The organism is Methanopyrus kandleri AV19, assembly GCF_000007185.1.
GTDB classification, from domain to species: Archaea; JAADCQ01; Methanopyri; order Methanopyrales; family Methanopyraceae; genus Methanopyrus; species Methanopyrus kandleri.
On the sequence record NC_003551.1, the window covers coordinates 598,960 to 613,666 of the forward strand.

General features: G+C 62.9%; 15 protein-coding genes. 8 read left to right on the forward strand and 7 right to left on the reverse strand.

What is annotated here, in order from left to right; all coding sequences use genetic code 11:
* Positions 1–38: 38 nt before the first annotated feature.
* Positions 39–1,625 (reverse strand): hypothetical protein, encoded by a 1,587-nt coding sequence (locus tag MK_RS03420; RefSeq protein WP_158295911.1) that lies wholly within the window; start codon positions 1,623–1,625, stop codon positions 39–41.
* Entirely contained in the window at positions 1,570–2,055 is a 486-nt protein-coding gene (locus MK_RS03425) for a hypothetical protein (protein WP_011019010.1), read from the reverse strand. The genes MK_RS03420 and MK_RS03425 overlap by 56 nt, the downstream gene beginning before the upstream one ends.
* A 192-nt stretch (positions 2,056–2,247) precedes the next feature.
* Between MK_RS03425 and MK_RS03430 the strand changes: the two genes are divergently transcribed.
* Entirely contained in the window at positions 2,248–2,397 is a 150-nt protein-coding gene (locus tag MK_RS03430) for a 50S ribosomal protein L40e (RefSeq protein WP_011019011.1), read from the forward strand.
* Positions 2,398–2,400: 3 nt separating this feature from the next.
* Complete coding sequence (locus MK_RS03435) at positions 2,401–3,120, forward strand: geranylgeranylglyceryl/heptaprenylglyceryl phosphate synthase (protein ID WP_011019012.1); 720 nt, start codon at positions 2,401–2,403, stop codon at positions 3,118–3,120.
* On the opposite strand, the gene MK_RS03440 is transcribed toward MK_RS03435, so the two are convergent.
* Positions 3,107–3,514: a hypothetical protein gene (locus MK_RS03440; RefSeq protein WP_011019013.1), complete on the reverse strand. Its 408-nt coding sequence runs from the start codon at positions 3,512–3,514 to the stop codon at positions 3,107–3,109. The genes MK_RS03435 and MK_RS03440 overlap by 14 nt on opposite strands.
* A 60-nt stretch (positions 3,515–3,574) precedes the next feature.
* Here MK_RS03440 and MK_RS03445 point away from each other — a divergent pair, with 60 nt between their 5' ends.
* On the forward strand, positions 3,575–4,252 hold the full coding sequence (locus tag MK_RS03445) for a diphthine--ammonia ligase (protein WP_011019014.1): 678 nt from the start codon (positions 3,575–3,577) through the stop codon (positions 4,250–4,252).
* A 146-nt stretch (positions 4,253–4,398) separates the two neighbouring features.
* Positions 4,399–5,451: a hypothetical protein gene (locus tag MK_RS03450; protein WP_011019015.1), complete on the forward strand. Its 1,053-nt coding sequence runs from the start codon at positions 4,399–4,401 to the stop codon at positions 5,449–5,451.
* A 322-nt stretch (positions 5,452–5,773) separates the two neighbouring features.
* On the opposite strand, the gene MK_RS03455 is transcribed toward MK_RS03450, so the two are convergent.
* Positions 5,774–5,995, reverse strand: coding sequence for a hypothetical protein (locus MK_RS03455; protein ID WP_011019016.1), 222 nt, complete (start codon positions 5,993–5,995; stop codon positions 5,774–5,776).
* Between the two features lie 536 nt (positions 5,996–6,531).
* Here MK_RS03455 and MK_RS03460 point away from each other — a divergent pair.
* Complete coding sequence (locus MK_RS03460) at positions 6,532–7,230, forward strand: DUF1678 family protein (RefSeq protein WP_011019017.1); 699 nt, start codon at positions 6,532–6,534, stop codon at positions 7,228–7,230.
* Between the two features lie 33 nt (positions 7,231–7,263).
* On the opposite strand, the gene hypF is transcribed toward MK_RS03460, so the two are convergent.
* From hypF to mmp10, 3 genes are read right to left on the reverse strand one after another with little or no spacing between them, the layout of a single operon-like run.
* Positions 7,264–9,552, reverse strand: coding sequence for a carbamoyltransferase HypF (hypF, locus tag MK_RS03465; RefSeq protein WP_011019018.1), 2,289 nt, complete (start codon positions 9,550–9,552; stop codon positions 7,264–7,266).
* A complete protein-coding gene (locus MK_RS03470; protein ID WP_011019019.1) occupies positions 9,549–10,673 on the reverse strand; it encodes a hypothetical protein in 1,125 nt (374 codons plus the stop codon). Before MK_RS03470 ends, hypF begins: the two co-directional genes overlap by 4 nt.
* 3 nt (positions 10,674–10,676) lie before the next feature.
* A complete protein-coding gene (gene mmp10, locus MK_RS03475; RefSeq protein ID WP_011019020.1) occupies positions 10,677–11,894 on the reverse strand; it encodes a methyl coenzyme M reductase-arginine methyltransferase Mmp10 in 1,218 nt (405 codons plus the stop codon).
* A gap of 172 nt (positions 11,895–12,066) precedes the next feature.
* Between mmp10 and mcrB the strand changes: the two genes are divergently transcribed.
* From mcrB to mcrC, 3 genes are all read left to right on the forward strand, one after another.
* On the forward strand, positions 12,067–13,401 hold the full coding sequence (gene mcrB, locus MK_RS03480) for a coenzyme-B sulfoethylthiotransferase subunit beta (protein WP_011019021.1): 1,335 nt from the start codon (positions 12,067–12,069) through the stop codon (positions 13,399–13,401).
* A gap of 79 nt (positions 13,402–13,480) precedes the next feature.
* The gene (mcrD, locus tag MK_RS03485; RefSeq protein ID WP_226988670.1) at positions 13,481–14,032 is read left to right on the forward strand and encodes a methyl-coenzyme M reductase operon protein D; all 552 of its coding nucleotides are present in this window, start codon (positions 13,481–13,483) and stop codon (positions 14,030–14,032) included.
* A gap of 8 nt (positions 14,033–14,040) precedes the next feature.
* Complete coding sequence (gene mcrC / locus MK_RS03490) at positions 14,041–14,649, forward strand: methyl-coenzyme M reductase I operon protein C (protein ID WP_011019023.1); 609 nt, start codon at positions 14,041–14,043, stop codon at positions 14,647–14,649.
* Positions 14,650–14,707: the final 58 nt, after the last annotated feature.

The following is a 14,707-nucleotide window of genomic DNA, read 5'->3' on the forward strand; positions in this document are numbered from 1 at the left end:
TAACTCGTAACGATAGGTGAGAAGAAAGGAGAGGGGGATTAGCGGCGCCGGAGGACCGCCAGCGCCGCCAGCAGCCCGGCCAGTACAACCATCGGGCTTACCGGTACTCCCTTCTTCATCCCGTTCTTGATCTCCTGTATTTCTGCGTTGATGTTGTTGATATCGCTCTTAATATTGGCTATCTCCGAGCTCATGGAGCCTATCTGCGCACTGAGCGTGCTGACGGCGTGCTCGAGGTTACTCACACGCTGCTCCAGCGACGTCACGGGCGGGACGCCGGTTCCTAGCGCTACCGTGCGCAGACCCTCTAGGTAGTCGTTGAGGTCGATCTTGACGAGTACCTTCGGTTCCTTGGCCCCGATTATGGTCACCAGTCCTGTCACCGGGTCGTAGGTGATCCCACCGACGGGCGTACCGTCCGGGTTGGTGGCCGACAGTCTACCCGTCAGATCGAGGGTCTTCTGGTGTGCCATTCCGAAGAGGTCCTCCCAGCTGGCCTTGACGGTAATCGCACCGACGATCTTGTACGTCGGGCTCTCCGGGGTCACCGAGATAGTCTCGGCACTGAGATCGATAGTCACGTTGTGGACCACGACCGCTAGGTAGCAGTCCATGTTGGCTATGTCGATCACGAGTGCCGGGATCGCATTGGGCCAGGTGTTCAGGACGATCCCGTAGGCCGTGGGATAAACCTCCGAAACCATGTCACTGCTGACGCCGCCAGTCGCCTGAGCCACGATCTGACCGCTCGAGTACGTCACCTGCGCGGGTACCGTGGGTGTCTTCAGCTGGAACCCGTAGAACCCCGGCACCTCCTCGTCGATACCGATGTTGTCCTCACCCGATACCTCGGGTACCTCCAGCACCACTACGTTCGGTACCATTCCCATCCAGCCAGGCGGAATTGGAATCATCTGGCGGTGTGTTCGGATCGTCGGCAGTACCCAGTACACGTTGTACGCCATCCCTCCAGAACCGACGAAGACGAACTGCTTGGTCGCGAATATCGGTGTTGCACCCACGCTCAGTGTTCTGAGCAGTGGAACCACACTGAGGCTTCCGTCCTTGACCAGGTAGCACTCACCGCTCGTGTCGGTAACGAGCAGGTACATGGGGCTACCTCCGTAGTACATCGAGATCGTCGCCGGCTGGTTACCTGCGGTCACGCTGAACGTGAGGCTGTCCGTGACGCTACCGTCGGCGGCGATCTTGAACACCACCGCGCTGGCAGGGTTAGCTGAGTCGTGCGCGACTATGTACGGACCGTCGGCATCGTCGATCACCACGTTGGTGAACCCTGCCGGCGGCGCGAGGGTCCTTACCACCGTCAAGCTCGGTGAGGACGGGTTGGTGATGTCGAGGACGGCGTACGCGTTGGTACCCAGTATCGCCAGCAGCAGGTGCGTGGCGTCTATCTTCGTCAGCTTAACGCCGCTGATAGTACCCGCCATTGTCACTGGGACCGTCGGATTCGGGGGAATCACCGTAATCACCGATGTGGTCGGGGCCGTCCAGATCTCCACGACGGGATTCAACGCAGCGTCGGTTCCGGTCACGGCGATGTACGCGTTACCGCCCACTTCGAGCGGGTGGAAGTCCGTCAGTGTGGTTATGGCGGTGGGCACACCGGGGTACGAAATCGGTGTGATCGGCAGGCCTGTCAATACCGTCAGTGTGTTCCCGCTGATGGTCGCGGTGCCGGTGTACCTGTAGATCGTACCGGTCGTGATGTCTATGTCTACTTACGGTGAAGTCGATGTTGCCTCCCACCATCTCCGCTTTGGCTACCTTAGGCTGTGTGTATACTGTCGCAACTATGGGTGCTGTAGTCCATGCCTGGGTGGGAGGGTTGCCTGCCTCCACGGCGCCGAGATTACCGCTGTTGTCTATGACCAACGACGTGGGCTTGCTGGCTCCCTCTACGTTCAACCCTTGGACTGGCTGAGGGTTCAACGCCGCGTTGGTCTGCGTCAACCCGTGCGCCGGTCCTACGACGGCCAGCAGCACGGCGGTCAGGGCGGCCAGCCAGGCGGCCGGCCTGGGTAGGTTACCCAACTCCATTCCACCCCCTGCGAACCACATACACATGCGTTTCCTGAACACTTTAGTTTCCTGACTTCATGAGATGACACAACGCTCCTCTACAACCTAAATACGGGATTATGCGTTTCGGAAACGTCGGAGGCCGAAAAGTCACCGGCGTCACTAAATTAGCTGACTAGCCGAGGAGTGCAGGGGGGTGTTCGGATGGCGAAGTTTCCGGAGGCGGAGGCCCGGATCTTCAACAAACTGATCTGCATGAAGTGTAACGCGAGGAACCCACCGGACGCCACGAAGTGCAGGAAGTGCGGGTACAAGGGACTACGACCCAAGGCCAGGGAGCCGAGAGGCGGTTAGACCATGGGCGTGTTCGGGTACTTGCGGGAGCGCACCCCCTGTCATCTCACCCTGCTCGACCCCGTGGACGTGGGTCCGGAGGAGGTCCCGGAGGTCCTGGAGTCGCTGGTGAAGGCGGGCACGGACGCGGTGATGGTCGGCGGTTCGACTGCGCACGCATCGCAGGTGGAAGCGGTGGTGGAGGCGATCCGGGAGGTCGCGGACGTCCCGGTGATCCTGTTCCCGAACGGCCCGGAAGGTCTCGCGCCGAACGCGGACGCGGTGCTGTTCATGAGCCTACTCAACTCGCGGAACACGTACTACCTGATCGAGGCGCAGGTGAAGGGCGCGCCGTTGGTGGAGCGGTTCGGGCTGGAATCGATCCCGACGGGCTACCTGATCGTGGGCGAGTGGGGTACGACCGTCTCGGTGGTCGGAGACGCGCGGGTGATCCCGTTCGATCGGGTCGAGGTGATCGTCGCGTACGCGCTGGCGGCGAAGCACCTGGGCATGAAGGCGGTGTACCTGGAGGCGGGGAGCGGTGCGCCGGAGCCGGTGCCGCCCGAGGTGGTGCGGCGAGTCTCGGGGATCGGGGTGTTCACGATCGTGGGCGGCGGTATCCGGAGCCCGGAGACCGCACGGGAGCTCGCCGAGGCGGGCGCGGACGCGATCGTCACCGGGACCGCCGTGGAGCGGGACCCAGACCTGGCCGCGGAGATCGTGGAGGCCATCAAGGACCTTTGAACCTGAGGAGCCCGACGAGGTCACGGAGAAAGCGGTCCGGATCGGCCACGCGGAGGCGATGTACTCGCCCGTCGGTCGTCCGAATCTCGACGACGCTGACGGCCCCCGCCTCTACGACTCTCACGTCCTCAATGTCCCCGTACGGTATGCGCTCCCCGTCGAACTTCACGGCATCTCTGGTCAGGACTACGCGCCGTCCGGTGATACGTTGGAGGGCCCGACCGAGTGCGGCGAGGAAAACTACGGCGATCGCCAGAAACGAGTACGTCTGTTCGGGCGGCACGTTGAGGCGGGACCTCGACAGGAGTATCGTGGCGATCACGCTGACGGCATTGATCCAATAGGCGGCCCACATTATCAACCTGAGCGTCCTCGGGATTGACGGGTACTCCACCCCCTCACCCCCGAGGACCCCCGTTCATTCTCACGTAAACGACTTTTCGGAGGGATAACCTTGCGGGCCGTCGCGCTGCTGAGCGGTGGGAAGGACTCGACGCTGGCCGCGCACCTGGCGGTCGAAGAGGGTTACGAGCTGACACACGGACTCACCGTGGTGCCCTCTGATCCGGAGAGCATGATGTTCCACGTGCCGAACGCGGACCTGGGGGCGCTAGTGGCCCAGGTGATGGGACTCGAACCCGTGAGGATACGGTCCGGACGGGACGACGAGGCGGACATCGAGGAGATAGCTCGCGTCCTCGAGGGGCTCGACGTGGACGCGCTGGTCTCCGGAGCGATCGCGTCCAGATATCAGAAGGAGCGGCTGGACAGGCTGTGTGAGGAGCTTGGGATCGAGCACGTGCACCCGCTGTGGGGGATGGACCCGTTCGAAGAGCTCGAGCTCCTAGTGGAGCGCGGTTTCGAGGTGATGATCATCGGCGTGTCGGCGGCTGGCATGGACGAGTCCTGGCTGGGCCGCAGGATCGACGAAGACTTCATCGAGGACATCCGACGGTTGTACGAGAAGTATCGCATCCACCCCGCGGGTGAGGGGGGCGAGTACGAGACTCTCGTCCTGGACGCCCCCCTCTTCGAACGGAGGATCGTCCTCGAACGCGTCGAAAAGCGGTGGGACGGCTTTTCGGGCGAACTGATCGTGGAGGAGGCTCGACTCATGCCCAAGCGACGATGATCGAACTGAGCTATGGCCGAGCGCCGCGGAGGCGCGATGAGCGGGGACACGGGGGTGAGTTCACACCCCCGAATCGAAAGCGGGTGAAACCGGAAACTGTTAACTTTATTTTTTTTACGTGGTGTAAGTGTCGGAGGGATGTCCCGGTGGGTCGCGACGAGGGTGAGGACAAGTTCGACGGTGGGGATGAAGGTACCTCCGACGAGCCGGACGTACCCGAGATCCGGCTCGACGGAGAGTCGGACGGCCCCGATCACGATCACCCCGAAGGTCCCGACTCGGATTCGGAGCCTCAGTACCCTCAGAACATCCTCTCGCACGAGGGAGACCACACCGACATCGACGTGTCCAACACGAACATCAGTACAGCCGAGTCCGACTTGGAGGCCGATCTGGATTCGAACTCGTACAGCGAATCGAGCAGCGAATCGGACGCGACCCAGTACACCGCCCAGTACTCCGACCTGGATCAAGACACGGATCAAATACAGGATTCGAGGTCCGAATCGATCTCCGACGTGGAGAGCGTCCAGGAATCCAGCTCGGAGTCCAACCCCGACGTGGACGTAAACGTCGACAACGTCGTGGACGTTGACGATCCCGCCGATCCCGGCGTTATCTACGACGTCGACAGGGAGGTCAACGTCGACGATAGGGACACGTACGTCGAGGAGAACGTCTACTACGGGGACACCGACCGGACGATCTACGACCCGCGGACTGACTCGGACACGGGGTCCGTCGACCCGTCGTCCGATCCGACTACCGCCGGGGATCAGGTCGTGGTCGGTTCCGAGGACCCGTACATGGTCCTGGACACGCAGAAGGGTCAGGTGGACGTGCTCGTGGGTGAGGACCCCACCACCATAAACATGGGCCAATCGGAGCTCTCGCAGCTACTGGACCTGGTGAACTGGCTCGACGGGAACGCACCGTCCGATGTGCTGGACTTGCTGTACCAGCTCCTGGCGTACCTCCTGGAGACGTTCTACGGTCTGATACCCTTGGACAACATCCTGAACATGATCCAGCAGATCGCAGAGTACGCGCTCAGCGGTGAACTCGGTCTCGACGTGCTCAACCAGCTGTTGGGCGTCCTTGAAACGGCCACCAGCCCGCTGTACGCGGCCACCGAGATCCTGAAGTTCCTCGGGGACTTGGACCTGGGTTTGGACGCCCTACTGGACATCGATATCTGACTCTCCGCTTAACATCCCTCGGATCTTTGCGACACCTTATATTTAAATCTGGAAACGTAACCGTATTTTCAGGGTCATACGATTTACGTATCATTCGTGCATGAAAGTTGAATGATAGCACGTAAATAGTATGGTACCAATGCATAGATTACATGAGCGTTATCGCATGGTCCGTGCAAGTGTAACGTATTATCGTCGAAGAATCGTAATATTATTTACGTACGATTTTTCGACAATCGTACATAGATCGTAATATCCAACATCGAGTTAACGCCCGCGGGAAGTTCAAGAGCTCGATTTATTTGCGGAAAAGACAGTTCGATCACGTGATGGCGTTGGCGTACTTCTCGACAATTTCGACACCTTTCTGTCGGGCCATCTCCGCCGCCATCTTGGCGGCCTCCTGAGCCGCACGACCCGCGTCTTTGGCCATTACCCACCAGAGGACCGATATCTCCAAGAAGGCCCACACGCAGATCGCCGCGGCCAGCAGTAAGTACTCGACTCCTCCCTGGCCCCGGTTCCGGAGCACGTTTCGCGACAACCTAATTCGCCCCCACGAGTTAAGGAAACTCAACCTGCGACGCTGAGCGTGCTGGGTATCCCGTCAACTGTACGCCAAAAAATATGGTGGGACCCACCCGAGCACTTTCATGCTATATGGAACAGAAGGGTAGGCGGGAACCCGCTACGGTCGGTGTCTTCCGATCAGTTTAACCGCGGTTAAGGCGAGTGGGTTTACCCCGGGCGATGACCGGGCTGAACTCGACCGAGCGTGCCGGGCGCAATGAGGAAGGGACCACGGGGTGAGGCCCGCTCGGAGGCCTTCCGTAAGCCAGGGATGAGGAGCGCTCCCGATACGGTTTCCCGCGGATCGGTGACGAGTGCGGGACCCAACCGACCGCTCCCCCTTCTACTCCCTGTCCTACTCCTCGAAGGTGGGTCCTTATTTGGAAACTAGCCGTCGCACAAATTGCATGTCGGGCACCAGACCGCGCCGCCTACTATTTGTGCGTCTGTAACGTAAGGAATTTAAGCCGGCCGTTTGGAGAGTGTCGACGGCACGCGGGGGAACGGCCGATGGCCGGACTACCTACAGCCCGTCCCGACGCCACGCCCGTCCGGGCACCGGAACGCATCCGCGTCCCCGAACCACCGCGGGACCCCGTCGAACAAGCCCGGGTTCTACGCGTGCTCCTCGAAACCGTGAGACGCGGAGTGCTCCCGTTCCTGGGTGCGTCGTATCGGTCGGTGAACGGGAAGGTGTATGGGCCGTACTACGAGGCTCGGTGGAAGCCGCGGAAGGGCGAGCGCGGCCGCACCATCTACCTGGGCAAGTCCGAGAATGAGAGCGTCCGGTTCCTGGAGGCGTGGCTATGGGAGGTACGCAGGGCCGCCCCACGGCTGGCCGAACACCGGAAGGCCAAATGGTTCGTCGCACGGGCCGTCCGGAGGGCGCTCGCGGCGCTCCTGGCCCGGTTCGAGGGCGACCCAGAGGAAGCCCTCGAGCTGGCGGGTGAGGTCCTCCGCAAGGTCGGAGGGATACTGACGGGAATGCCGTTCGACCCACTGCGGACGTACTCCAGGCCGAGGGGCGGTAGAAAGCTCCTCAGGATGCTTCTCGGGCGGACCCCTGGCGAGTTCCGCGACGTTCTCCTGGAGATGCTCAGCCCGTGGCCACCCTGGTACTGTCTGACACTGCTCGAACGTCTTCACGGGAGAACCGCGGCGCGCGAGTACCATCGGGCGAGGGTTCCGCGGCCCGGATCGGCGGCATAAGTCGGGAGGAGCGCCGGAGAAACCGGGGAGAAATCACCGGAGTTCCAGGACCGCGGCCACGACCTGTCCCAGGGAAACGCCCCCGTCACCCGCGGGAACCTCATGGTGTTCCAGAAGGTCCGCCCCGTAGAGCTCCCGGAACCCTCGGGTGATCAGCTCGTTGTTGAACACCCCTCCCGTGATCGCGACGGGTTCCCCGTCCCGGTGCTCATCTATCACCTCGGCGAACCCCTCGATCAGGGCGTGGTGTGCGGTGAGGGCGTACCGTAGGTCCCCGGTCTCCGCGGCCCGGGCCACGACGCTCGAGACGCGCACCGACCCGTTTCGGACGTCGACGTCCGGTTCGGGCGCGTGATCGACCCGAACCGCGACGGCCTCGAGCTTCATCGCGGGCTCTCCCTCGTAGGTCCGTTCGTGACAGACCCCCAGGGCCGCGCTGACGGCGTCGAGGAACCGACCGGCGCTCGTCGTCTCGATCGTCGGGTGCTCGATCTGGTGCAGGATCACCTCAACCTCCCGCTCGCCGTGCTTTAGGGCGTGAGGCCACTCCTCGAGCCTCCGGAGCAGGAACTCGCGGATCTCTTCCTCCGACCACCCGGCCGCGTGTAGGTGCGCGGCCGTCATCCTGAGCGGTCGGTACGTGGCGGCGTCCCCACCGGGCATGGACACGGGTTCCAGGTGCCCTATCCGCTCGTACTCGTTCCCGTCTACGTACAGGATCTCACCGCCCCAGGCGCTTCCGTCGTCACCGTACCCGTACCCGTCCATCGCGGCGGCGATCGCGGGTTCCTCGGCCGGGTCGAGCCCGTGCTCGGCGAGGCACGCGAGGGCGTGTGCGTGGTGATGCTGTACGCGGACTAGTTCCAGGTCGTGCTCCTCGGCCCATCGCCTGGCGAGTCCCGTGGTGGCGAACGATGGGTGCAGGTCGCAGGCCACCGCGTCGACGTCGTTCCAGTCCAATCGGAGCAGTCGCAGGAACCGCTCGACAGTCTCCTGGAGGAAATCGAGGGTCTGAGCCCTGGACGTGTTCCCGATGTGCTGTGTGGGATACGCCTTCCCGCGGTGCAGCACGCAGGCGGTCACGTCGAGCTCGGGTCCGACGGCCACGACGGTGAGGTCATCAGGCGCCCACTCGAGCTCGATCGGCTCGGGGACGTAGCCACGGGAGCGTCGCAGCGATCGTGGTCTCCCGTCGAGGACGCGCACTACGGAGTCGTCGCATCGGGCGGCGATACGTCGATCGTGGACTAAGTAGTAATCCGCGATCCCACGGAGGTGCCTCAGGGCGTCGGAGTTGCGGATCGCCATGGGTTCGCCCGGCGGGTTGGCGGAGGTCATGACGATCGCCGGCTCGTCCAGGAACCGCTCGAACATGATGTGGTGTAAACCCGTGTAGGGGAGCATGACACCGACGGTGTGCAGACCTGGGGCCACCAGCTCGGAGAGGGGGAAGGGTTCCTTCTTGGGTAGGACGACGATGGGCCGGACCGGTCCGGTCAGGAGGTCCTCCGCGGTTCCGTCCACCTCGGCGAAGGTGCGGACGTCGTCGAGGGATCCGGACATGACGGCGAATGGCTGCTGAGGGCGGCCCAACCGCTCGCGTAGCTTGGCGACGGGCTCGTCTTCGGTGGTCTTGCAGGCGAGGTGGAACCCGCCGATCCCCTTGATAGCGACTATCTTCCCCTCTTCGATGAGCTCGCAAGCCTCGCGGATAGCCTCGAGCTCCTCTCCCTCGACGACCTCGCCGTCCGCGTCGAGAAGCCGGTATCTAGGACCACAGCGGGGACAGCAGACCACCTGAGCGTGGTAACGTCGGTCCTCCGGGTCCTCGAACTCGCGGCGGCACTCCTCGCAGAGCGGGAAGTCCACCATCGTCGTGTTCTCGCGGTCGTACGGGATTCCCTCGATGATCGTGAACCGTGGGCCGCAGTTGGTGCACCCGGTGAACGGGTAGAGGTACCTGCGGCTTTTCGGGTCGAAAATCTCCTCCAGGCACTCCTCGCACACCGGCGCGTCCGGGGGGATCTGCAGCTCGACGTCCTCGGATTCTTCGCTCTCGACGATCCGGAAGCCTGGGCCTACGTCCTCCTCCGTTTCCTCCGCGTGTACTTCGCGTACCCGGGCGAGCGGTGGGTGCTCCTCCTTCAGCCTGCGGATCAGTTCCTCGAGTTCGTCGCACGTCGCCTTGACTACGATCTCCACCTCGGATCCCAAGTTGCGCACGTGGCCGTCGAGCTCCATCTCCGTGCAGAGACGGTACACGAAGGGGCGGAAGCCGACGCCCTGAACGATCCCGCGAACTCGGATCTTCCAGGTTCTCATAGCCCGAACCGCTCTCCTTCCCAGTCCTGCTCCGGGAAGTGCTCGTAGAGAACCTCCGCCGCGACTCCGGTCGAGACCCCAGCCCTGGCCGCCAGGTGAACCGTCGAGAGCTCCTCGGCGTGTACGGCCAGGACCACGGGGAGCTCGGCCTCGGCCCGATCGGTGTCGGAAGCGGCGTCCACGAGGAGGCTGATGTCGACCTCGTCCTTCCACTTCATCTTCCGGTTCACGACGCTCCGCTTGGCCAGCTTCTCGGCCACGGAGCCACCGTTCGGGTGCTTGCTGAGGATCGCCCAGAAGCCACGCTTCAACACTATCTCCGCGAGCACCTCCTCGTCGTCCAACGCCCGCTCGCCCAGCTCGGTCGGCTCACAGATCTCGTGATCGGGATGCACCAACAGGTACCGGACCAGCGTCTTGTAGTAGCGTAGGAACGTGTTCTCCGAGACGTCCAGCTCGGACATCACGAGCTCCGGGTCTCGCAACTCATCCACGAGCTCCAACGTGCGCATCAGCGAGGGCGGGGACAACGGGTTCGTCACGTAGGGCTCGAGGGAGAGCCTCACGCGCCACTGATGGGACGGGAGCAGCCTCGCGTACGCGAACGCGTGGACGGAGTTCTCCACGAACTCGGCGTAGTCTCGCGGCGTGGTGTTCAGGGTGTAGCCGACCGTACGACCCAGCAGGTGATTAGAGATCGCCCCGTCCGTGGCTCGGAGGTACGACATGTCCGGACCGGGTTGGCGCCGCACCTCACCTTCACCTACTAGGTACTCGTCCAGTTTCTTCAGGGCTTCGTCGAACGAGCCCACACCGTTCACGACCAGCTCGGCGGGTTCCACGGTGTGTTCTCCCAGGATCTCGTCCAGCAAGCTGGCCTCCCGCAGGGCGGCCATGGTGAGCATCGCACCTTCCCGCGGGTTCTTCAGACCCGAAAGCACCTCCCGCGCCTTCTCGTACTTGTCGTGCACCAGTAGCGCGGCCGCCGTCGAGATGATGTACTCGTAATCGTTCGTGAGGCCCGCCTGCCGAATGATTCTGGCGAGTCGCTGGTACAGCGCCTTTACTTCCTTCAGATCCGCCCGCACCTCCATAAGCATCGCTACTGCGTCGTGGTCCAAGTTTCACTCCCCCAGAATGTTGACCGTGTTGATGAGATCGCGGAACGCGTTCAACTCGAACTCCAACACCTCTTCCCTATCCACCTCACAGCTCGCCTCACCGTCGAGCGTGAGACGGTCGGGACCCCGCAGCACGACTCTCTCGAAACCGTCACGTTTTAACAATTCCTCCGCCCGTGCATCGTGAACGAGCGCCCTTCCGGGGAGTACCACGGTTCGCTTCAACGAGGAGACGTCCAACCGTTCCAGGTCCCTCTCCGTGATCAGGCACGCCACGTCCTTCTCGACCGGGACCACGTCCACTTTTTCCCCACCCTCCACGTGTCGGAACACCTCGCGGATCAGAGGGGCTGCGACCCTCCCGGTGATCAGCGAACACTCGACCTCGACCGGTGGGAGCAGCTCCCGGAGCTCCTCCCCCAGCGTCCTGAGCGCGAACGGGGCGCTCGTTTCGGGATCCCACAACGGCGTCCCCGTGACCCGGAACGGGAACTCCTCGTGCACTTCCGTTACGATCCGCTTGAACTCGTCCAAGGAGTGCGGTTTCACGTCCAGTACGAGAGAGTTTCCTAGGATGATTCCGTGTTCCTCCCGCGTCCCCAACCGCATCAGGAGGAGCGCGTCGATCCCGAGCTCTTCCAGTCGCTCGCACGTCTTCCACAGGACGTCTCCGTCGTTCACACCCGGGATCAGGACGGCCGCCACCATCACCTCCTCGCACCGATCCGCGAACACCTCCAAGCACGCGAGCGAGGCCTCGGGAGACCGATCACCCATCCATTCCCGCCGGAGCTCCGGATCCCACGCGAACACGGTGTACGAGACGGACCGCACCCCGAGATCGCACAGCTCTTCGACTTCCTCCGGGTCCTCGAACCCCTTCCCGCTCGTGTACCCGAGCTGGACGCTCCGAATCCCGAGGTCCCTCAGGCTCGCCACGAGCTCCCGCAGCCACGGGTAGTTGCTAATGTCTCCACCGCCGCTCACGGTCGCCTCCCGTTCCCGGCGGAACCCAAGGGACATCCCCACCTCCTGTAGCACGACCCCGGGCGGGCGGAAGGGCCCGTTGTCTTCCCACACGCTCCGACCACAGTAGTCACAGCCGGGGGATCCGGGTGGACAGTTCTTGCAACCGAAAGGGCGTTTTTCTTCCCAGTCCACCCCACGGAAGTAACAGTACCGGCAGAACCCACCGCAGTCCACTCCCGGTCGTCCACCCACGTCCGCGAGGACGGGCGAGGTCTCACCCCCGATCGTGACCGCCCTACCGGCGGGTTAATTAGGTGGCCCCCGGGTACGCGCCCTGCGCTCCCACTTGATAACACGGTCGGCGGTCCGGTGAATAAGGAAACCCTTTAAAGCTGCAGCCCTGCGAAGTTAGGGGGGCCCGCTTATGGCACGCGAGGCCAAGGACACGGTCGATTTGTACGACGATCGCGGTAACTGTGTGGCGGAAGAAGTTCCCATCGAGGTGCTCTCTCCGATGCGCAACGAGGCCATTCAGAGTATCGTGAACGACATCAAGCGTACCGTCGCGATCGACCTCGAGGGTATCGAGAACGCCCTGCAGAACGCGACCGTCGGCGGTAAGGGGATGAAGATCCCGGGCCGCGAGATGGACGTCGACATCGTGGACAACGCCGAGGCGATCGCGGACGAGATCGAGAAGATGATCCGCGTGTACGAGGACGACGACACGAACGTGGAGCCCATGTACGACGGTAAGCGTCTCCTTGTGCAGCTCCCGTCCGAGCGTGTGAAGGTCATGGCCGACCCGTACTCCGGTACCCTGCAGGCCGGTATGGCGGTCGTGCACGCGATCATCGACGTCTGCGAGGTCGACATGTGGGACGCTAACATGGTCAAGGCGGCCGTCTTCGGTCGCTACCCGCAGACGATCGACTACTTCGGCGGTAACGTCGCCTCGATGCTGGACGTGCCGATGAAGCAGGAGGGTGTCGGCTACGCCCTGCGTAACATCATGGTGAACCACATCGTGGCCGCGACCAGGAAGAACACCATGCAGGCCGTGTGTCTGGCCGCGACCCTCGAGCAGACCGCGATGTTCGAGATGGGTGACGCTCTCGGTCCGTTCGAGCGCCTGCACCTGCTGGGTTACGCTTACCAGGGTCTGAACGCGGACAACATGGTGTACGACATCGTGAAGAAGCACGGTAAGGAGGGTACCGTGGGTACCGTCGTCCGCGAGGTCGTCGAGCGCGCCCTCGAGGACGGCGTGATCGAGGTCAAGGAGGAGCTCCCGTCCGGCTTCAAGGTGTACAAGGCCAACGACATGGACCTCTGGAACGCCTACGCCGCCGCCGGACTCGTGGCCGCGGTCATGGTCAACCAGGGTGCCGCCCGAGCGGCTCAGGGTGTCAGCGCGACGATCTTGTACTACAACGACCTGCTCGAGTACGAGACCGGACTACCCGGTGTCGACTTCGGACGAGCCGAGGGTACCGCGGTCGGATTCAGCTTCTTCAGCCACTCGATCTACGGCGGAGGTGGTCCGGGTATCTTCCACGGTAACCACATCGTGACCAGGCACTCCAAGGGCTTCGCGATTCCGCCCGTGGCGGCGGCGATGGCCCTGGACGCCGGTACCCAGATGTTCAGCCCGGAGGTCACCAGCAAGCTGATCGGTGACGTGTTCGGTGAGATCGACGAGTTCCGGGAGCCGATGAAGTACATCACAGAGGCCGCCGCCGAGGAGGCAAAGCGTTAAACTCCCCTCTCCCCCCGGAAGAACGCCCTCCCGCACCCGTGGTATCGTTTCGTAACCCATAACGAAAGGGGGCGCGACCTTGCCGGAGGAGAAACTCGAGCGGCCCCGCATGTTGGAGCGCAAGATCCCCGAAGGAGCCAAGCCCGAGGTGCAGATCTTCCCGCAGCGCCTCCTCAGCGCGGACACCACGGAGAAGCTCCTGAACGAGCTGCTGGAGAGGGTTGAAGGTATCGGTCGTATCGTGATCCACGGTCCGGGGCTCCCCAAGGCAGTCCCCTTCGGACCCGCCCGCGGTAAGCCGGTCAAGCACCCGGAAAGACGCCCGATCGAAGTCCACGGTGAGAAGATCCCCATGAAGGTCCAGACGGGCCAGATCATCGTCGAGATCGAGGACGAAGACCGACTCGACGATATCGTCGAGGAGATCGAGAAGATCTGCCGTGAGATCCTGCCCTGCGACTTCGAGGTTCAGGTGGGAAGGTTCACCCGACACAAACCCACCGTCACCGACTACCTGAAGTTCGGCGAGGAGGGCGTTAAGAAGCTCGACAAGCGTCTCCTGGGACTCGTCGAGCCCCGAGCCCGGCTAGCCGACAGGGTCTCCGTCCTCAAGAAGAAGGGGGAGGACTAACCTCGCGAGTGGGCCGCGAGACCTACGCCGTCGACTGCCGAGCCGCCATGGGGATGGGTAAAGGCGGTAGTCTGGCGCAACGGGGCACCATCGCCGAGACCGAGATTACCGAGGTCGTCGCCGTCGCGATGTCGCCCGGTTCCCGCCATATCACCAAACCCGTGTGCGAGATCACCTACGCCCTCCGAGAGGCCGGGATCCACACGAGCGTCCTGGTACTCAACGCCGGATCCGGCGTCCCGGCCGAAGCCCCCGTTCAGACGGGAGCCACGATGGGGATAGAGCCCGAGGAGATCGAGCGCATCAACCGGCACGAGGTCGCCGTGATCCACCTCGGTAACGTCAAACAGCACATCGTGTGGAAGGCCCGGCTTATCCTCAAACACTGCGACGTCCCTGCGGTTATAGTGTGTCAGACCCCCGTGGACTTCGAGGATTTCGCCGAGGTAGGTTGCCGTACCCGCATCGTGGAACCACCGGAGCCCGAAACGGTAGGAGAGGTAGTCGAGATCGTCACCGGTGTGATCCGCGGAGAGACCGTCCCCTCGGACAAGATCAACGAAATCGTCCGCAAGGTCAGACGCGCCTTACGTTACGCCCGTCGGAGGTCTCGGTGATCTATTACTTCTCACGGTTATCGTGTTACTGCGTCCTCTTCTGAGCACCGTTCGTGGG

What these genes read in the sequence shown, in the direction of transcription:
- MK_RS03460 (WP_011019017.1), top strand. Translation starts at nt 6,532, where the DNA reads ATGGCCGGACTACCTACAGCCCGTCCCGACGCCACGCCCGTCCGGGCA.
- MK_RS03435 (WP_011019012.1), top strand. Translation starts at nt 2,401, where the DNA reads ATGGGCGTGTTCGGGTACTTGCGGGAGCGCACCCCCTGTCATCTCACC.
- hypF (WP_011019018.1), bottom strand. Translation starts at nt 9,552, where the DNA reads ATGAGAACCTGGAAGATCCGAGTTCGCGGGATCGTTCAGGGCGTCGGC.
- mcrB (WP_011019021.1), top strand. Translation starts at nt 12,067, where the DNA reads ATGGCACGCGAGGCCAAGGACACGGTCGATTTGTACGACGATCGCGGT.
- MK_RS03430 (WP_011019011.1), top strand. Translation starts at nt 2,248, where the DNA reads ATGGCGAAGTTTCCGGAGGCGGAGGCCCGGATCTTCAACAAACTGATC.